Annotated in this window: 16 protein-coding genes; 9 read left to right on the top strand and 7 right to left on the bottom strand. The window is 42.5% G+C overall.

The features are described from left to right. Positions 1-114 precede the first annotated feature (114 nt). The 5 genes from pcnB (at position 115) to HC723_RS08965 (ending at position 4,739) form a co-directional block, all read left to right on the top strand. Complete coding sequence (gene pcnB / locus HC723_RS08985) at positions 115-1,434, top strand: polynucleotide adenylyltransferase PcnB (RefSeq protein WP_225874301.1); 1,320 nt, start codon at positions 115-117, stop codon at positions 1,432-1,434. Further along, positions 1,431-1,934, top strand: a complete 504-nt coding sequence (gene folK / locus HC723_RS08980) for a 2-amino-4-hydroxy-6-hydroxymethyldihydropteridine diphosphokinase (RefSeq protein WP_190338827.1) — start codon at positions 1,431-1,433, stop codon at positions 1,932-1,934. The genes pcnB and folK overlap by 4 nt, the downstream gene beginning before the upstream one ends. A gap of 133 nt (positions 1,935-2,067) precedes the next feature. Continuing rightward, the gene (gene panB, locus HC723_RS08975) at positions 2,068-2,862 is read left to right on the top strand and encodes a 3-methyl-2-oxobutanoate hydroxymethyltransferase (RefSeq protein WP_153446033.1); all 795 of its coding nucleotides are present in this window, start codon (positions 2,068-2,070) and stop codon (positions 2,860-2,862) included. Positions 2,863-2,946: 84 nt separating this feature from the next. Then, positions 2,947-3,828 (top strand): pantoate--beta-alanine ligase, encoded by an 882-nt coding sequence (gene panC / locus HC723_RS08970; protein ID WP_153446031.1) that lies wholly within the window; start codon positions 2,947-2,949, stop codon positions 3,826-3,828. Between the two features lie 290 nt (positions 3,829-4,118). Next, positions 4,119-4,739 carry a hypothetical protein gene (locus HC723_RS08965; RefSeq protein ID WP_190338826.1) on the top strand — a complete coding sequence of 207 codons (621 nt, stop codon included), beginning with the start codon at positions 4,119-4,121 and terminating at the stop codon, positions 4,737-4,739. A 190-nt stretch (positions 4,740-4,929) separates the two neighbouring features. Here HC723_RS08965 and HC723_RS08960 read toward each other — a convergent pair whose 3' ends face one another. Then, on the bottom strand, positions 4,930-5,700 hold the full coding sequence (locus HC723_RS08960; protein WP_153446027.1) for an ABC transporter permease: 771 nt from the start codon (positions 5,698-5,700) through the stop codon (positions 4,930-4,932). After that, entirely contained in the window at positions 5,700-6,659 is a 960-nt protein-coding gene (locus HC723_RS08955) for an ABC transporter ATP-binding protein (protein ID WP_190338825.1), read from the bottom strand. Before HC723_RS08955 ends, HC723_RS08960 begins: the two co-directional genes overlap by 1 nt. 96 nt (positions 6,660-6,755) lie before the next feature. Here HC723_RS08955 and can point away from each other — a divergent pair, with 96 nt between their 5' ends. Then, the gene (can, locus tag HC723_RS08950) at positions 6,756-7,427 is read left to right on the top strand and encodes a carbonate dehydratase (protein ID WP_153446024.1); all 672 of its coding nucleotides are present in this window, start codon (positions 6,756-6,758) and stop codon (positions 7,425-7,427) included. Between the two features lie 309 nt (positions 7,428-7,736). Here can and hpt read toward each other — a convergent pair whose 3' ends face one another. Further along, on the bottom strand, positions 7,737-8,267 hold the full coding sequence (gene hpt, locus HC723_RS08945) for a hypoxanthine phosphoribosyltransferase (protein WP_153446022.1): 531 nt from the start codon (positions 8,265-8,267) through the stop codon (positions 7,737-7,739). A 293-nt stretch (positions 8,268-8,560) separates the two neighbouring features. Between hpt and HC723_RS08940 the strand changes: the two genes are divergently transcribed. Then, a complete protein-coding gene (locus HC723_RS08940; RefSeq protein ID WP_190338824.1) occupies positions 8,561-9,175 on the top strand; it encodes a TetR/AcrR family transcriptional regulator in 615 nt (204 codons plus the stop codon). Between the two features lie 120 nt (positions 9,176-9,295). Here HC723_RS08940 and lpdA read toward each other — a convergent pair whose 3' ends face one another. From lpdA to pdhR, 4 genes are all read right to left on the bottom strand, one after another. Beyond that, a complete protein-coding gene (lpdA, locus tag HC723_RS08935; RefSeq protein WP_153446019.1) occupies positions 9,296-10,723 on the bottom strand; it encodes a dihydrolipoyl dehydrogenase in 1,428 nt (475 codons plus the stop codon). Positions 10,724-11,007: 284 nt separating this feature from the next. Next, positions 11,008-12,897: a pyruvate dehydrogenase complex dihydrolipoyllysine-residue acetyltransferase gene (gene aceF, locus HC723_RS08930; RefSeq protein WP_190338823.1), complete on the bottom strand. Its 1,890-nt coding sequence runs from the start codon at positions 12,895-12,897 to the stop codon at positions 11,008-11,010. A 77-nt stretch (positions 12,898-12,974) separates the two neighbouring features. Beyond that, positions 12,975-15,641: a pyruvate dehydrogenase (acetyl-transferring), homodimeric type gene (aceE, locus tag HC723_RS08925; RefSeq protein WP_190338822.1), complete on the bottom strand. Its 2,667-nt coding sequence runs from the start codon at positions 15,639-15,641 to the stop codon at positions 12,975-12,977. 67 nt (positions 15,642-15,708) lie between these two features. Next, positions 15,709-16,476: a pyruvate dehydrogenase complex transcriptional repressor PdhR gene (pdhR, locus tag HC723_RS08920; protein WP_190338821.1), complete on the bottom strand. Its 768-nt coding sequence runs from the start codon at positions 16,474-16,476 to the stop codon at positions 15,709-15,711. A gap of 447 nt (positions 16,477-16,923) precedes the next feature. On the opposite strand from pdhR, the gene HC723_RS08915 reads away from it, so the two are divergent. Together HC723_RS08915 and HC723_RS08910 are read left to right on the top strand one after the other, a co-directional pair. Further along, positions 16,924-17,700, top strand: coding sequence for a DUF547 domain-containing protein (locus tag HC723_RS08915; protein ID WP_238925437.1), 777 nt, complete (start codon positions 16,924-16,926; stop codon positions 17,698-17,700). A gap of 682 nt (positions 17,701-18,382) precedes the next feature. After that, positions 18,383-18,826 carry a pilin gene (locus HC723_RS08910; protein ID WP_190338819.1) on the top strand — a complete coding sequence of 148 codons (444 nt, stop codon included), beginning with the start codon at positions 18,383-18,385 and terminating at the stop codon, positions 18,824-18,826. Positions 18,827-18,854 lie beyond the last annotated feature (28 nt).

Below are 18,854 nucleotides of genomic sequence, written 5' to 3'. Positions count from 1 at the left end.
GAATTGGTATCACAACAAATACAACCGAGGTGAGTTATCTTTACTCAAGCAGTTAAGTTATGTCGTAAGCTTTTTGCGTCAACCGAACACAACGAACATGACTCTAATGGAGAAATTAAGCTGAACATTATTACTCGCCCAGAGCACCCAATTTCTCGCTCACATATTAGCGACAGTGCACTTAAAGTACTGTATCGACTCAGTAATCATGGCTACGATGCCTTCTTGGTCGGCGGTGGTGTGCGTGATATTTTATTAGGCAAAGAGCCAAAAGATTTTGATATCGCCACCAATGCCACTCCAGAACAAATTAAAGACTTATTTCGCAACTGTCGCTTGATTGGTCGCCGCTTTCGTTTGGCTCATATCATGTTTGGTCGTGAGATCATTGAGGTTGCGACCTTCCGTGGCCACCATCAAGAGCCAGAAAAAAATCAATCTGCCCAATCAAAAGAAGGCATGTTGTTGCGCGATAACGTATACGGCACAGTGGTAGAAGACGCCGAACGTCGTGATTTCACCATTAATGCCATGTATTACAACATTGCCGATTTCAGTATTCACGATCACGCTAACGGCATCCAAGATTTAAACGACGGCATTATTCGTATGATTGGCGATCCGGAAACTCGTTATCGCGAAGATCCAGTTCGTATGATCCGCGCCATTCGCTTTGCGGCAAAACTGGATATGACCATTGCCGATAAAACCGCGCAACCTATTACCGAGTTAGCGCCGCTATTATCGGAAGTGCCTTCCGCGCGCTTATTTGAAGAGTCCTTAAAGCTGCTGCAAGCCGGACAAGGTTTAGCCACTTATAAACTGCTGCGTGAATATCAACTGTTTGGCACCTTATTCCCAAGTGTCGCGCGTCACTTTACTGACGATAATTCCTCGAAAGTAGAGCAAATGGTTGAAACCGTATTACGCTCGACCGATAAACGCATCAATAGTGGTAAACGGATCAATCCTGCTTTCATGTTTGCCGCTTTCTTATGGTATCCATTGCAAGCTGAAGCTGAAAAGCTGATGCATGAAAAATCGCTGAGCTATTACGATGCGATCATGGCCGCTGGCAATCATATTATGGATGAGCAAGTAAAAAGCTTAGCCATTCCACGTCGCCACACCGCAACGGTACGCGATATTTGGCAACTGCAATTACGCTTAACTCGTCGTACTGGTAAGCGTGCATTCCAGATGCTTGAGCTAAATAAGTTCCGCGCCGGCTTTGATATGCTAGAAATGCGTGGCGCGGTCGAAGGTGGTCAAGTCGAGGAACTCGCCCAATGGTGGCACGAATTCCAAGACGCGCCAGTGGTGCATCGCCAAAATATGGTGCAATCACTGGGTCATTCACAACCTTCTGGTCGTCGTAAAAAGCGCACTTACGCTAAGCGTAAACCAAGCGCCAAACCGGCTGCATCAGAATGATAACGTCAGGATCGGATGTTACAGTTTATATTGCCATTGGCAGCAACCTTGCCGATCCTGTCGCGCAAGCCAAACTGGCCATTGAAGCGCTAAAACAACACCCAGATCTCGAGTTAGTGGCCTGTTCATCGTTATATTCCAGCACGCCGATGGGGCCACAAAACCAACCAGACTACATTAACGCCGTCGCGCAAGTTCGTACTAGATTGTCGCCATTAGACTTGCTCGATTGCACCCAAGCTATCGAGCAACAACAAGGCCGAGTGCGTAAAGAAGAACGTTGGGGGCCTCGTAGTCTCGATCTCGATATACTCCTGTATGCTAATCAAACCATTGATACCCCACGTCTCACCGTGCCGCATTACGGTATGAAAATACGCGAGTTTGTACTTTATCCATTATTTGAAATTGCGCCCGACTTACACCTTCCTGATGGCACAGAGTTAGCAAAATTATTGCCACAAGTGGATCGTAATGGCTTGAATATTTGGCAAGGCTAACTATTTGAAAAGCGGATCTTTGATGCGACGAAATCTTGGATCAAGTTTGCGCTTGGTAAAACAAGAATAATTTGATAAAGCTTATATTGAGCTCAGGTAAACGGCTCAGCCAACTTCATGTAAGGATACAATAATGAAAAAAGTCTCCATTCATACTCTGATTAAGTGGAAGCAAGAAGGGATTAAATTTGCCACTTCAACCGCTTATGACGCCAGTTTTGCTCAACTTTTTGAACAACAACAAATGCCGTTATTATTAGTGGGTGATTCACTGGGAATGGTTTTACAAGGTGAAGATTCTACTTTGCCCGTCACCGTGGATGAGATTGCTTACCACACCCGCTGCGTGCGCGCCGGAAACAAACAAAGCTTACTGGTGGCGGATATGCCATTTATGAGTTACGCCACCCCAGAGCAAGCTTGCCAAGAAGCGGCCAAATTAATGCGCGCCGGTGCCAACATGGTCAAATTGGAAGGTGGTGAATGGTTGATTGATACCGTAAAACAGTTAACGGAACGTTCGGTTCCGGTGTGTGCTCACTTAGGGCTAACACCACAATCGGTCAATATTTTTGGTGGTTTCCGTATTCAAGGTCGCGATCACGATCAAGCTGAACAGATCGTAAAAGACGCATTATCATTACAAAATTCCGGTGCGCAGTTACTTGTGTTAGAATGCGTACCAACCGCCCTTGCTGAGCGTATCACTGCCGCATTACACATCCCCGTGATCGGTATTGGCGCTGGCAATAAAACCGATGGGCAAATCTTAGTCATGCACGATATGTTTGGTATTTCAGCCAACTATATGCCGAAATTCTCCAAGAATTTTTTAGCAGAAACCGGCAGCATGGCATTAGCTATTGATAAATATATTCAAGATGTTGCAGCAGGAACCTTTCCCGCTCAAGAACACAGCTTTGAATAAATCTCTATTTTAATAAATTTATTTTTAATCGTCGGATTTTAAATACGTATTTTTCATTAAGATATTGAGAATTAAGGAATTAACATGCAAACTTTTGCTGATGTAGCCTCGCTAAGAGACCAGCTAAAAAGTGCGCGCCGTGATGGCCGCCGTATCGCTTTCGTACCGACTATGGGCAACCTGCATGAAGGTCACCTGACTTTAGTGCGCAAGGCTCGCGAGCATGCAGACCTCGTTGTGGTCAGTATTTTTGTTAATCCAATGCAATTTGAACGTGAAGATGATCTCACCAATTATCCGCGTACTCTAGAAAACGATCTCAGTAAACTCAATACAGAGGCGGTGGACTTTGTCTTCACCCCAACACCAGACATCATGTACCCACAAGGATTAGATAAACAAACCTTTGTCGAAGTTCCTGGTTTGTCTCACATGTTAGAAGGCGCAGCGCGTCCGGGCCACTTTCGTGGTGTCAGCACTATCGTGACTAAGTTGTTCAATATTGTGCAACCGGATGTGGCGTGTTTTGGTGAGAAAGATTTTCAGCAACTCGCCATGATCCGAAAAATGGTGATTGATTTAGCGTTAGACATTGACATCGTTGGCGTGCCGACAGTGCGTGAATTAGATGGCTTAGCGATGAGTTCACGTAATTCTCGTCTAACATTAAGTGAGCGTCAGCGTGCCCCCGTATTAGCCCGTACTATGCGTTGGATTGGCAGCCAAATGCGCGGTGGTCGTAAAGATTATCCATCACTGGTGGAAGATGCGGTCGATCAACTGCGCGCCGCCGATCTAGAACCCGATGAAATATTTATTCGTGATGCCAGTACCTTACAACTGGCGACAGAGGAAACGACACAAGCAGTCGTATTGATGTCGGCACATTTAGGTAATGTGCGTTTGATTGACAACATCAGTGTTGAACTATCAAGCACCGCCCCAAGCGATAGCGAAGAAGAATAACCTCCTGATACACTCAACTCCCTCTAAAAGCTGCCAATTTGGCAGCTTTTTTACTATCCAACCTTCCAACAAAACATCACTCAAACTAATCAATCGCTGTTATTTTGGTCTTTTTATTATAAATTGATCTAGATCAGTAAAATGAACCTAAAAATGAGACATTATTCACACAACAAATAAAACAGTGTTTTTTACGCCATATTGAACTGCGTCACGTAGTATCTGACCATGATCTGGCTTGTGCCCAAGTAGAAATGGGTATCACTTATTAATTAATTGAGAGACTTATTATGAAAAAATTACTTGTCGCAACAGCCGTTATCGCCCTTTTAGCCGGTTGTGATTCTGAAGATGTGGAAAAAGCAGTCACAAGCAACCTTGGAATAGATTTTAATTCATCAACAAGCCAAAGTTACTCTGAAGATGTAATAGCGAGTGCTGAACAACTCGCCACATTAATCATAAAAAATTGTACAATAAATTCAGCAATTAACGTGAATAAACAAACTTGTCTTAATTTTTCAAACAGTAAAAAAGGTAAATTAAGCTTTGGAAAAACATTAAAAATCACTCAAGATGGTGAAAATATTGTGGTTAATACCGACGGAAATGATGTTGATGATCGAATTGAATATAAAGGGAATCACGATATTAGCTTTTCCCTGCATACTGGCGATGGACTCAAACATAATTTAACCATTAATGATGCGACTGGGATATCACCAACAGTATCATTTGAAGCGCAATATTTAGGTAAGGATGGCAAACCATTCTCGGCTGAATCTACCACCAAAGATGGCTTAATTTATGATTTGAACCAACAAAAAATACTAACTGGTGCGGGTGAAATTGAAGGGAAAAACAAATATTTCTTTACTGTAACCAATGGCAAAGTAACCACAAGAAAATAACCTACCTAAGATCATAAAAATTCCGCAACTTCACTCAGAAATTGCGGGATTTTGTTATTTTAACTAAGCGAAGATTAAAAGCGAGATCCCGCATCTTCTTCGCTTAGGCTCATGTGCGGGATGACGAACTTGTCGCTTTTCAGCTCTCAAGCGTAACGTCCTCGTTTCTCAGCTACTCCCCCTTAAAGCTTTAGCTTCTCAGACCAATTCCTTTCGAAATCAAACCGTAGGCTACTGCATATAAAGCGGCAATAAATACAAACAGTACGCTAAATGAGGTCACGATACCCACATCCGATACGCCCAAAAAACCATAACGGAAGGCATTCACCATATAGACAATCGGATTAATTTTAGACACATGCTGCCAAAATTCCGGCAGTAAGTTAATCGAGTAAAACACCCCACCTAAATAAGTTAATGGCGTTAATACAAACGTTGGAATAATTGAAATATCATCAAAGGTAGTCGCAAATACCGCATTAATTAAGCCACCAAGAGAAAACACAATCGAGGTCAAAAACACGGTTGAAATAATGATAAACCAATGGTGAATTTGCAAATCAACGAAGAATAACGACACACAGGTCACCAATGCGCCAACCAATAAACCGCGAACCACGCCGCCCATCACAAAGCCTAAGATCAAAATATGATGAGGCACCGGCGCGACCAACAACTCTTCAATATTTTTTTGAAATTTTGAGCTGAAAAATGATGAAGCAACATTGGAATAAGAGTTAGTGATCACCGACATCATAATCAAACCCGGTACGATATATTCCATATAAGAAAAACCGTTCATCTGACCAATACGCGAACCAATCAAATTACCAAAGATAATAAAGTACAACGTCATGGTGATCGCTGGCGGGACAATAGTTTGCACCCAAATACGCATAAAGCGACGGATCTCTTTGGTAACTAAACTTTTAAATGCGGTCCAATATAATTCAGCCATTATTTATTACCTCTTCGCGCTGCTTGTTTTTTATTTTCACTGATATTTTTACCGTTACGTACGATCGTAACAAACAGCTCTTCTAAGCGGTTCGCTTTATTGCGCATCGATAACACTTCAATCCCCTGCGCACTTAACTGTTGAAACACCTGACTTAACCCTTGTTGCTTATCAATTTCGACTTCCAAGCTGGTTGAATCAAAGTTGGTGATCTTGGCTTGATCAAGTTGTGGTTGCTGATTGGTCGGTGCGATATCCAAAATAAAAGTTTCAACCGTCAACTTATTCAGTAATGCTTTCATTGAAGTATCTTCAATCACTTCACCACTATTGATGATGCCGATATTGCGACACAACATCTCAGCTTCTTCCAAGTAGTGAGTGGTCAGAATGATCGTCACCCCTTCTTCTTGGTTAATTTGCTTTAGAAACTCCCACATTGAACGACGTAATTCAATATCAACGCCTGCGGTCGGTTCATCTAAAATCAGCAATTTTGGTTGATGCATTAATGCGCGTGCAATCATCAGGCGACGCTTCATCCCCCCCGATAAATTACGCGCACGTTCATCTCGTTTCTCCCACAAATCGAGTTGAGTAAGGTATTTTTGCGCGCGAACTTTCGCTTGTGCGACCGAAACGCCATAATAACCCGCTTGCTGCATCACAATTTGTTGTACCGTTTCAAATGGGTTGAAGTTAAATTCTTGCGGTACTAAACCAAGTTCGAGTTTCGCTTTAACCAAATCAGTGTCAATATCATGACCAAAGACTTTTACTGAGCCTGAAGTTTTATTGACCAGTGAGCTTATAACACCAATAGTTGTCGATTTGCCTGCGCCATTTGGCCCAAGCAAAGCGTAAAAATCACCTTGCTCTACATTGAGTGATACCCCTTTCAAGGCTTCGACGCCACCGGCATAAACTTTGCGTAAATTTTTTATCTCTAATGCGAACATAATTATCTTTTTTATCCATTTGGTAAATTGATCACAGATCGGATTTGATTTTTGGTGATTTTGTGTATAGTAAAGCAGGTTAACGAGGAATGTAACATGCCAGATATTAAACAGTTATTCAAAAATAACTCGACATGGGCTGAGTCTATCAAATCAGAACGCCCTGAATTCTTCACAAAACTTGAAGAATCACAGGAACCTGAATACCTATGGATAGGTTGTTCAGATAGTCGAGTCCCTGCTGAGCGCCTTACTGGCCTGTATTCAGGGGAGTTATTTGTTCACCGCAACGTGGCTAACCAAGTCATTCATACCGACTTAAATTGTCTTTCTGTTGTGCAATATGCGGTTGACGTTTTAAAGGTCAAGCACATTATTATTTGTGGTCACTACGGCTGTGGTGGGGTCAATGCGGCAATTGATAATCCAAATCTTGGACTGATCAATAACTGGTTGCTCCACATTCGCGACCTGTATCTTAAACACCGAAATTGGCTTTCTCAATTTCCCAAAGATCAATGGGCTGATAAGCTGTGCGAAATAAACGTCGCAGAGCAAACCTATAACTTAGGTAATTCAACCATTCTTCAGCAAGCTTGGGAACGTGGCCAAAAAGTACAAATTCATGGCTGGTGCTACGGTATTGGCGACGGTGTATTGAAAGATTTAGGTGTTCGCTGCCATAGTAACGAAAGCTTAGAGATTTCCCACCAAGCTTCAATTGCGAAGATTTTAAATGAAGAAACCCCTGAGAAAATTATTGGGTAATCTGCATTATTGTAATAGAACACTATCAAATACACAGCCAAAGTCATTGACGTTACAGTGAGGCGACAAGTAAACGAAACCCCATAAGCTTAGCTTGCCTAAGTGATTAGGGTGAGTGAACGTAGTCAACAAAGCTGTAGCTTCAAGTACGACGGGTATAAAAAGAGCGATAATCATATCGCTCTTTTTTATTCCTTCAGCTCAATAATCATACTGAATAGACCACTGTGATTCTAATGATCATCAGTCATATTGAGTATCACAAGTAAGAATACCGTATTCGGCATACTGACCGCTTCATGAGGAAGCTTACTCTTGTGGTACCACTTTACCGATGTATGGTAAATGACGGTAGTTCTGAGCGTAGTCAATACCCACACCAACCACGAACTCATCTGGAATTTCAAAACCAATCCACTTCGCATCTACTTCAATTTCACGACGTGATGGCTTATCAAGTAGCGTACAGATCTCAATTGAGTTTGGTTCGCGGATTTTTAAAATATCGCATACTTTGCTTAGAGTATTACCGGTATCGATAATATCTTCTACCAGCAACACATCCATACCTTTAATATCATCATCAAGGTCTTTTAAGATACGTACATCACGGGTGCTGGTCATGCTGTTACCGTAGCTTGAAGCTGTCATAAAATCGATCTTATGATTCATGCCAATCGCGCGTGATAAGTCAGCCATAAACACGAAAGATCCACGTAATAGACCTACTACAACAAGCTTTTCAGATCCTTGATAATGTTCGGCAATTGCTTTACCTAAAACTTTTACTCGATCTTGTACATCCTGTTCCGAGATCATTACTTCAACTGTATGTTTCATATCTTTCTCAATAGTTAGATTTTTTTGTTATTAACCATAACTGAAATAATATCAGCTATCGTGTCATAGCACGCATTCTACCACCACTGCACGTATTCGTTAACTTTTTCCAAGCACTCGACTTAAGTTGTATGTTTTTTATTCAAATTGACACTAAACTAGACATAGGTAGACTTATTCACATAATAACTATAACAGTGATTTACTATTTTATTTTTTTTATCATTCTTAAATAATTGAAGCCATTACGCTATGAATTTCAAGCATAAAAGAATATAAGCTAGGATTATGATATGGATATATTAACTCGACGCCCAAGGACTCGGCTGTCCCCTGAAAAGCGAAAATTACAGCTTTTAGAAATCGCCATCGAAGTATTTGCTAAGCGCGGCATTGGCCGTGGTGGCCACGCAGATATCGCGGATATCGCTCAAGTCTCGGTTGCCACTGTGTTTAATTACTTTCCAACCCGTGAGGATTTAGTTGATGAAGTGCTCACCAATGTAGAACAACATTTCTCCGCCTTTTTATTGGAAAATATAAATTTAGATCTGCCGGTTAAACAAAATTTATCTACCCTTTCTAACCAGCTAGTCGATTTAGTTTTAGACGATATTCAGTGGACTAAGATTTGGTTTGAATGGAGCACCTCAACTCGCGAAGAAGTATGGCCATTATTTGTTTCAACTCACAGTCAGCATCAAAAGTATTTCTGTGAGATGTTTGTGAAAGGCATTGAAAATGGTGAGATTTGTGACGAACAAAACCCAAGTAATATAGCTAAGTTATTCCATGGTATTTGTTATTCAATATTCGTGCAGGCTAATCGTCGTCCAGATAAAGAAAGCCTCACTAAGTTAGTTGCCAGCTTTTTAGATATGTTGTGTATTTATAAAGAAAAGGATTAACAGCCGATTTTAACGTGCAACACCCACGATTTTAATACTAAAAAGGCCGTATGATCTTTTGATCATACGGCCTTTTAATGCAGATTCGTCACCAATACTGCCAGTGACGAAATCGCTTTATTACTTCTTACGTTTTACTGCTTTTGGATTTGGAAGATCGGTAATCGACCCTTCAAAAATCTCAGCGGCCATACCAACAGACTCATGCAACGTTGGGTGAGCGTGAATGGTTAGAGCGATATCTTCTGCATCACAACCCATTTCGATTGCAAGACCGATTTCACCCAGCAATTCACCACCGTTAGTCCCGACAATCGCGCCACCAATAACACGGTGAGTTTCTTTATCGAAGATAAGCTTAGTCATGCCTTCTGCACAATCAGATGCGATTGCACGGCCAGATGCAGCCCAAGGGAAAGTCGCCGTTTCGTATTTAATGCCTTCGGCTTTCGCTTCTTTCTCTGTTTTACCTACCCACGCCACTTCTGGCTCCGTGTAGGCAATTGAAGGGATAACTTTAGGATCGAAGTAGTGCTTCTTACCAGAAATAACTTCTGCTGCAACGTGGCCTTCATGCACACCTTTGTGAGCCAACATAGGTTGACCAACGATATCACCGATAGCGTGGATGTGTGGAACGTTGGTGCGCATTTGCTTATCAACGTTGATAAAGCCACGCTCGTCAACTTCAATACCTGCTTTTTCTGCATCCATCAATGAACCGTTTGGCACACGACCGATCGCCACAAGAACCGCATCATAACGTTCAGCTTCTGCTGGCGCTTTTTTGCCTTCCATTGAAACGTAGATACCATCTTCTTTCGCTTCAACTGCGGTTACTTTAGTTTCAAGCATTAGGTTGAATTTGTTTTTAATTTGCTTAGTGAATACCTTAACAACGTCTTTATCTGCTGCTGGGATCACTTGGTCAAACATTTCAACTACATCGATTTGAGACCCTAGAGAGTGATACACAGTACCCATCTCAAGACCGATGATACCGCCACCCATCACGAGCATTTTCTTCGGCACTTCTTTGAGCTCTAGTGCGTCAGTTGAATCCCAAATACGTGGATCTTCATGTGGAATGAAAGGCAGTTTGATTGGGCGAGAGCCCGCAGCAATAATGGCGTTGTCGAAGGTTACTGTAGTGCTTTCTTCGCCTTCAACTTGCAATGTGTTAGGGCCAGTAAATTTACCGAAACCATTCACTACCGTCACTTTACGCATTTTTGCCATACCAGCTAGACCGCCAGTAAGTTGAGTAATAACTTTGTCTTTCCAAGAACGGATCTTAGTGATGTCCGTTTGAGGTTCGCCAAATACAACACCGTGTGCTGCCATCGCTTTGGCTTCTTCAATTACTTTAGAAACGTGTAGTAATGCTTTTGAAGGAATACAACCGACATTAAGACAAACACCACCAAGCGAGCTGTAACGCTCAACAATCACGGTTTCTAAACCTAAATCTGCACAACGGAATGCCGCTGAATATCCAGCAGGACCGGCACCAAGTACCACTACTTGTGCTTTAATTTCTTTGCTCATTTTGACCTCGTTATAGTCATTATCCCTGACAAGCTGACGATTCCCATTTCACTATTTACTGCACGACATGACAGTGAATGGGAGTGAATTATCTAATTCAGAATTAACAATAGTTTATCGACTTGTTAACGCTGTGAAAAGTGATTCACGTTAGCCTGTGAGCTAGACAACATTCTTTTTTCTTTGAGTCCTATCGCATCGTTTTTCCAACTCGGATTTCGATGCAATAAGTCGAAATATATAAAAAATAAGGTGGCTGTTTGGCCACCCTATTTTATCCCTTACTACAGAACTAAACGGCGAATGTCAGACAGACAAGCATTTAGGTAAGTAATAAAGCGAGCACCTTCAGCTCCATCGATCACGCGGTGATCGTAAGAAAGAGAAAGTGGCAACTGTAGGCGTGGTTCGAATTCTTTACCATTCCATACTGGTTTGATTTCAGATTTAGACACCCCAAGAATACCAACTTCTGGTGCGTTCACGATAGGTGTGAATGCGGTACCACCGATACCACCAAGGCTTGAGATTGTGAAACAACCACCTTGCATATCAGAAGACGTTAACTTGCCTGAACGTGCTTTCTTAGAAATAACTGCCAGTTCTTCTGATAATTCGTAGATGCCTTTTTTGTTTACATCTTTAAATACAGGAACCACTAAGCCGTTTGGCGTATCAACCGCGATACCGACGTTTACGTATTTCTTCAAAATGATGCTTTCGCCATCATCAGAAAGAGAAGAGTTAAACGTTGGGAAGGCTTCTAACGCTTTTGCTACCGCTTTCATGATGAACACAAGTGGTGTGATCTTCATGCCAGTGTCGCGCTTAGCTTCAATTGCATTTTGTTCTTTACGGAACGCTTCCAATGCGGTGATATCAGCGTTATCCCACTGAGTAACGTGTGGGATCATTACCCAGTTACGGTGCAAGTTAGCACCAGAGATTTTCTTGATTTTAGACAGCTTTTGAATCTCAGTATCACCAAACTTGCTGAAATCAATTTTCGGCCAAGGAAGCAGACCAAGTGCGCTGCCATCGCCGCCTTTACCTGATGCAGCCGCACCAGATTCAAGACGTTTTAGAGCTTCTTTAACGAAGTTTTGTACATCTTCTTTCAAGATGCGGCTCTTACGACCTGTGCCTTTTACTTTAGCAAGGTTAACACCAAATTCACGCGCTAAACGACGAACCACAGGAGAGGCATGTGCGTACTCATGGTTATCTTGGAAATCACCGCTTGTTGCAGGCGCGCCAGCTTGTGCTTTAGCGGCTGGTGCTGCTGATGCTTGAGGTGCGGCAGCTTGTGGCGCTGAAGCCGCAGGTACAGAACCTTCCACTTCAAAGATCATGATCAAAGAGCCAGTCGACACTTTATCGCCAGCAGCAATTTTGATTTCTTTGATTTTACCAGCAAACGGAGCAGGAACTTCCATTGATGCTTTGTCGCCTTCAACCGTAATTAAAGATTGCTCTTCTTCTACAGTATCACCAACCGCAACCATAACTTCCGTGACTTCAACTTCATCACCACCGATGTCTGGAACGTTCACTTCTTTCGCCGCAGACGCAACAGGTGCAGCCGCTTGAGCAGGGGCTGCTTGTTGTGGAGCAGGGGCAGAAGAGGCCGCGCCACCAGCACCAGCGACTTCAAAAATCATCACTAATGAACCGGTTGAAACTGAATCGCCGACGTTGATTTTAATTTCTTTTAGCGTACCGGCGAAAGGTGCTGGCACTTCCATTGACGCTTTATCACCTTCAACAGTAAGAAGAGATTGTTCTTCTTCAATGCTGTCACCGATAGCAACCATGATCTCAGTGACTTCAACTTCATCACCGCCGATATCAGGAACATGAACTTCTTTTAGTTCGCTTGCTGCTGCAGGAGTAGGTGCTGCTTCGGCTTTAGGAGCTTCAGCAACGGGTGACGCTGCTGCGCCTTGTGCTTCAAAGGTCATAATGAATGAGCCAGTCGACACTGAGTCACCCACGTTAATTTTAATTTCTTTTACGATACCTGCTTGAGGAGCCGGTACTTCCATTGACGCTTTATCGCCTTCAACGGTAATAAGAGACTGTTCTTCTTCAACCTTGTCGCCAACGCTTACAAGAATCTCAGTGACTTCAACCTCATCGGTACCAATGTCAGGTACATTAATTTCGATTGTCATTATGCTTTCCTATTAATTGATTGAAATGCGCTGCAATAAAGAGTCATCACAGCGCATCAATGCTTATTCACATTGGCTTATGCGTATAGCGGGTTGATTTTATCTGCATCGATGTTGAATTTAGCAATTGCGTCAACAATAACCGATTTTTCAATATCGCCACGTTTGGCAAGTTCAGTCAGCGCAGCAACCACAACATAACCGGCATTCACTTCGAAGTGAGTACGTAAGTTATCGCGGCTATCTGAACGACCGAAACCATCAGTACCCAACACTTTATAAGACTCAGATGGCATGTAAGCACGCACTTGCTCTGCGTAGTTTTTCATGTAATCCGTTGCAGCGATTGCTGGCTCAGATCCAAGTACTGTTGAGATGTAAGCCACTTTTTCTTCCGCTTCTGGGTGAAGCATGTTGAAGCGCTCTGCATCTTGGCCATCACGAGTCAATTCATTGAAAGAGGTTACTGAGAACACATCCGAAGCCACACCGTAATCATCGCTTAGGATTTTCGCAGCTTTGCGTACTTCGTTCATGATAGTACCCGAGCTCATCAATTGAACTTTACCCTTCGCTCCAGTGTAAGACTCTAGCTTGTAGATACCCTTACGAATGCCTTCTTCCGCGCCTTCTGGCATGGCTGGCATGTGGTAGTTTTCGTTCATCACAGTTAAGTAGTAGTAAACGTTCTCTTGGTTTTCACCATACATACGCTGAATACCATCTTGCATGATAACCGCGAGCTCATAAGCAAACGTTGGATCGTAAGAGACACAGTTTGGAATGGTATTCGCTTGGATGTGTGAATGACCATCTTCGTGCTGTAGACCTTCACCATTTAGCGTTGTACGACCAGCCGTTGCACCCAATAGGAAGCCACGTGCTTGTTGGTCACCCGCCATCCACGCCATATCGCCAACACGCTGGAAGCCGAACATAGAGTAGTAAATGTAGAATGGGATCATTGGAAGATCGTTGGTGCTGTATGAGGTCGCCGCTGCTACCCATGAAGACATTGCACCAAGTTCATTGATACCTTCTTGTAGAACCTGACCTGAAGTCGCCTCTTTGTAGTAAGACACTAAGCTGCGATCTTCTGGGGTGTATTCTTGACCTTGTGGATTGTAAATACCGATTTGACGGAATAAACCTTCCATACCAAAAGTACGAGCTTCATCGGCAATGATTGGAACAATCTGCTTACCAATGTTTTTATCTTTAATTAAGATATTAAGCGTACGCACAAACGCCATTGTGGTCGAGATGTCACGTTTTTGCTCAGTAAGCAGTGCATCAAAATCACTTAATGCTGGCACTTTAAATTCTTGGGTGAACTTAGGCAGACGCACTGGTGTGTAACCATGTAGTGCATCACGACGAGCGTGTAAGTAAGTATGCTCTGCTGACCCTTCTTCTAGAGTTAGGTAAGGCAGTTCTTTTACTTTCTCATCAGACAAGATGTCTTGTAGACCTAAACGGTCACGTAGATAAAGAACATGGGTCATGTCCATTTTCTTCACGCCGTGAGCAATGTTCTTACCTTCAGCCGCTTCACCCATGCCGTAACCTTTAACCGTTTTCGCAAGGATAACAGTTGGCTTACCATTGGTTTCTTGAGCCGCTTTAAACGCAGAGAACAATTTAGATGAATCATGACCGCCACGCTTAAGCGCAAAGATTTGATCATCGGTCATGTCAGCCACAAGTGCTGCTGTCTCTGGGTATTTACCGAAGAAGTGTTCACGAACGTACGCACCATCTTTCGATTTAAAGGTTTGGTAATCGCCATCGATGGTTTCGTTCATCAATTGCAGAAGTTTACCTGTGGTGTCTTTAGCAAGTAGTGCATCCCAGTTGCTACCCCAGATAACTTTAATTACATTCCAACCTGCGCCTTTAAATAGGCCTTCAAGTTCTTGAATGATGCTGCCGTTACCCATAACCGGACCATCAAGGCGCTGTAGGTTACAGTTGATTAGGAAACATAAGTTGTCGAGTTTTTCACGAGAAGCGAAAGAAATCGCACCGCGTGATTCTGGCTCATCCATCTCACCATCACCAAGGAACGCGTAAACACGTTGATTGGTGGTATCTTTAAGGCCACGACCGTTCAAGTACTTCAAGAAGCGAGCTTGATAGATAGCAGACATTGGACCTAGGCCCATCGATACGGTTGGGAACTGCCAGAATTCAGGCAATAGTTTTGGATGCGGGTAAGACGGAAGACCGTTACCTGTTGATTCTTGACGGAAGTTGTCTAGTTGCTCAGCCGATAGACGACCTTCAACGAATGCACGCGCATAGATCCCTGGAGAAATATGACCTTGGTAATAAACTAAATCGCCACCGTCGGTTTCATTTGGAGCGCGGAAGAAATGGTTAAAACACACTTCGTAGAAAGACGCTGCTGATTGGTAAGACGCCATGTGGCCGCCAAGATCCAAATCTTTTTTCGATGCACGCAATACGATCATGATGGCATTCCAACGAATGATCGAACGAATGCGACGCTCTACTGTGATATCACCTGGATAAGCCGCTTCTTGCGTAGCTGGGATGGTGTTTACATAGTTAGTGTTAATACCCGTTGGCATATCAACGCCATCTAAACGAGCTTTATCAAGAACTTGCTCTAGTAAATATTGAGCGCGTTCAACACCTTCTTCGCGTACCACTGATTCAAGGGCTTCTAACCAATCTTGAGTTTCCAGTGCATCAACGTCATTATTAATGACTTCAGACATAGCGATCTATCCTTCTGTTGGTTTATCAGGCTATTGCTTATCAAAGATAAAGAATAGTTAACCTGTATTAAGATTCGTTGGCTTGTTGGATTCGGCGTAATGAACGCTCACGACGACTCTCTTCTCGAGTCAAATCCAACAAAGTCTCTTCAATGTAAGCCAAGTGTGCATGAGATGCCTTGCGTGCCAATTCTGGCTCTCGCTTAAGGATCGCTTGCACGATATTGGCACGGTGAACACTCACCTTTTCCACCACTTCATCACGACGATAAAGTAATTCTAAATTCTGTAATACGTTTTGTTCTAGCAAAGGAGCAAGGCTACGAACAATATGCAATAACACCACATTGTGAGCCGCTTCAGAGATGGCAATTAATACCTTCATTACCGCGCTAGATTCTTGCTTAATATCTTTATTTTCAATCGCGATTTCGACTTCTCGTTGACACTCGGAGATATGGTTAAAATCTTCTGTCGTGCCACGCAGAGCGGCAAAATAAGCTGAAATCCCTTCCATCGCATGGCGAGATTCCAATAAATCGAGTTGCGTTTCTGAGTGAGTCGATAACAATTCTAGTAGTGGATCGGAAAAAGACGTCCATAATTTTTCACATACGAACGTACCGCCACCTTGCTTACGAGTCAGTAAGCGTTTTGCTTCTAAGCGCTGGATCGCTTCGCGAATGGAAGGACGAGAAACATCAAATTGTTTGGCAAGTTCACGCTCTGGTGGCAATTGTTGCCCTGCAGATAATGTGCCTTCTACAATCAGCCTTTCTAATTCTTGTTCAATGACATCAGAAAGTTTTGGCTGACGGATCCGTTGATAAGCCATGATGAAGTCTCGTTCCACTTATTGAGTGTGAATTGGTAATACCAATTACCAGCGCGCGAAAATTTTACATAATCCCAACGCCAGTGTCTAGTCAAAAATTGATTCAAATCATAGAATGGATAACGAGTTAACCAACCATTAACAATTATTCATTAAAACACCAATAAGATTGGTAAGACCATTTAATAAAAGTCCCACAAAACGCACCTCTTTATAGGTATTTGTTACCCCTCTTTATCTATTTTTCTTTAAAGTGTGATTAAGATCGATCTCTTATAACAAAAAAAAGCGTTACCGAAACAAGCTCTATTGGGAGAATAAAATAAAATTGTTGCATTTATTTAACACGCGAAATCAAACCTGGCTTCACACGGTCTACTTTGATACCGATATCAAACCAACTTGAGATTCAAGATGAAGTATTTTCTCAATATAGTGATTAGAGTTATGATCATTAGCGTATTTTCAAGCTCGGCGATGGCCGCGCCTAAAGCCGACCTTTGGGCTTATTGGAATGTCAGTAATCAAGCCAACACTCAAAGCATCGATCACTCGGCATGGCAGGGAATTTTAGATCGTAACCTTAGTGTGCAAGGCGACAATCATTTATTTGGTTATGGCAGCATAAGCGATCAAGACAAAAAATCGCTGCAGCAATACATCCAGCAACTAACCCAACTAGACCCACGTCAATACAATAAAAAGCAGCAATTCGCCTATTGGGTTAATTTATATAACGCGTTAACAGTGCAAGTGGTGTTGGATAATTACCCCACTAAGTCAATAACCAAAATTGGTGGCTTATTTTCGTTTGGGCCTTGGGGGCAAGACATCGCCACTATTAATGGTAAAACCATCACTCTCAATGATATTGAACATCGGATCTTACGCCCAATCTGGCGAGATCCTCGCATTCACTATGCGGTTAACTGCGCCAGTTTAGGTTGCCCTAACTTAGCGACTCAAGCGTTTACTGCGCAAAATACTGAGGCGCTTTTAGCTCAAGCGGAACGAGAATTTATCCTTAGCGATAAAGGGATGAAAATAACCAACGGCAAGTTACAGCTTTCTTCTATTTATGATTGGTTTGTGGTCGATTTTGGCGGTCAATCAGCCATGCTGGATTATTTGGCAAAATTTAAACCGGAGATAAAGAGGATCATAACCAAGCCGAACTTTAGCCAACCAAGCTATGAGTATGATTGGCGCTTGAATGGGAGTTAAAAAATAGAACAAAAATAAGCGAGATTCCCTGTCTCTTCGCCTAGGCTCATGCATGGAATAACGGGGATTTTTCGCCGAACGTTGACGACTTAAAGAGCGTCATCTTGGAGAGTGACGAAGGAGCGAGTTCAAGATCTCCTACCACCATTTGAGACTCAACGCGTTGTTGGAGATCCCTGATGTCACCTTCGGCTCCTCGGGAAGACGCTGCCCGTTTAAAAGTAACGCAACATACATCGTCACCTCACAAACAAGAAATAAGTTAAAAATCGTCATCTCGGAAACGAGGGACGAGTTATCCGTGATCTCGTTTCTAGTCTTTTTACTGATTATGACCACAATGACTCACTCGTTGTTACTTGACCTCCCTCGCAAATCCACCGCCATTTGACCAAGACGCTTTAGCGGCTACTGAGTATTAATTAACCTTTTTATCACTTATAAATCCCCCTATTCAACTAGTCAGTCGCAAAAAAATGTCACCTTGGTGAAACAATTAACAAACATTACAATCTGACTCGAAAGCACGTTGCAATTGATTTCTCCTTTCTCTGCCTTGTTTCTATCCTGTGCTGGTCAACAACCTATATCCAAATGACCATTATTCGAAGTCGTTGGTGCTGTAGTAAACGACAGTACTCAATACACAGAATAAACCTTTCTATATTCACGGAGATGAAAAATGAAATTACAACAAGGTAAAAAGAAGCTACAAAAGGGTTTCACCTTAATTGAATTGATGATCGTAGTGGCGGTTATCGGTGTGCTTGCCGCGATTGCTATTCCTCAATATCAAAATTATGTTAAAAAAGCAGAGTTAGGTTCCGCTTTATCTACCATTGCTGCTTTGAAAATAAATGCAGAAGATGGTATTGCCTCTACTGGATTTTTTCCTAATTATGATGCAGCGGCACTAGGAGTCTCGTCGAGTTTAGGGACTATTGACATGAAAATGGATGCCGGTCAATCATCAGCGGGAGGATCAATAACAATGGTATTTGATGGTGCAGATTCACAATTTACAGCTTCTCAAGCTATTTCCATGAATCGTAATACTGATGGTATCTGGAAGTGTACAAGTACCGTAACTGGTAGCGTTAATATCCTTCCTCGCGGATGTAAATAAACAGTAGCACCAAAAAGTTAAATTTAAT

This window comes from Vibrio sp. S11_S32 (assembly GCF_014694465.1).
GTDB lineage: Bacteria > Pseudomonadota > Gammaproteobacteria > Enterobacterales > Vibrionaceae > Vibrio > Vibrio algicola.
This window is presented reverse-complemented; position numbering and strand designations above follow the sequence as displayed.

Bases quoted from the DNA above. Each gene is read 5' to 3' on its own strand.
- folK (WP_190338827.1), top strand. From the start codon at position 1,431: ATGATAACGTCAGGATCGGATGTTACAGTTTATATTGCCATTGGCAGC.
- panB (WP_153446033.1), top strand. From the start codon at position 2,068: ATGAAAAAAGTCTCCATTCATACTCTGATTAAGTGGAAGCAAGAAGGG.
- panC (WP_153446031.1), top strand. From the start codon at position 2,947: ATGCAAACTTTTGCTGATGTAGCCTCGCTAAGAGACCAGCTAAAAAGT.
- HC723_RS08965 (WP_190338826.1), top strand. From the start codon at position 4,119: ATGAAAAAATTACTTGTCGCAACAGCCGTTATCGCCCTTTTAGCCGGT.
- HC723_RS08960 (WP_153446027.1), bottom strand. From the start codon at position 5,700: ATGGCTGAATTATATTGGACCGCATTTAAAAGTTTAGTTACCAAAGAG.
- HC723_RS08955 (WP_190338825.1), bottom strand. From the start codon at position 6,659: ATGTTCGCATTAGAGATAAAAAATTTACGCAAAGTTTATGCCGGTGGC.
- can (WP_153446024.1), top strand. From the start codon at position 6,756: ATGCCAGATATTAAACAGTTATTCAAAAATAACTCGACATGGGCTGAG.
- hpt (WP_153446022.1), bottom strand. From the start codon at position 8,267: ATGAAACATACAGTTGAAGTAATGATCTCGGAACAGGATGTACAAGAT.
- HC723_RS08940 (WP_190338824.1), top strand. From the start codon at position 8,561: ATGGATATATTAACTCGACGCCCAAGGACTCGGCTGTCCCCTGAAAAG.
- lpdA (WP_153446019.1), bottom strand. From the start codon at position 10,723: ATGAGCAAAGAAATTAAAGCACAAGTAGTGGTACTTGGTGCCGGTCCT.
- aceF (WP_190338823.1), bottom strand. From the start codon at position 12,897: ATGACAATCGAAATTAATGTACCTGACATTGGTACCGATGAGGTTGAA.
- aceE (WP_190338822.1), bottom strand. From the start codon at position 15,641: ATGTCTGAAGTCATTAATAATGACGTTGATGCACTGGAAACTCAAGAT.
- pdhR (WP_190338821.1), bottom strand. From the start codon at position 16,476: ATGGCTTATCAACGGATCCGTCAGCCAAAACTTTCTGATGTCATTGAA.
- HC723_RS08915 (WP_238925437.1), top strand. From the start codon at position 16,924: ATGATCATTAGCGTATTTTCAAGCTCGGCGATGGCCGCGCCTAAAGCC.
- HC723_RS08910 (WP_190338819.1), top strand. From the start codon at position 18,383: ATGAAATTACAACAAGGTAAAAAGAAGCTACAAAAGGGTTTCACCTTA.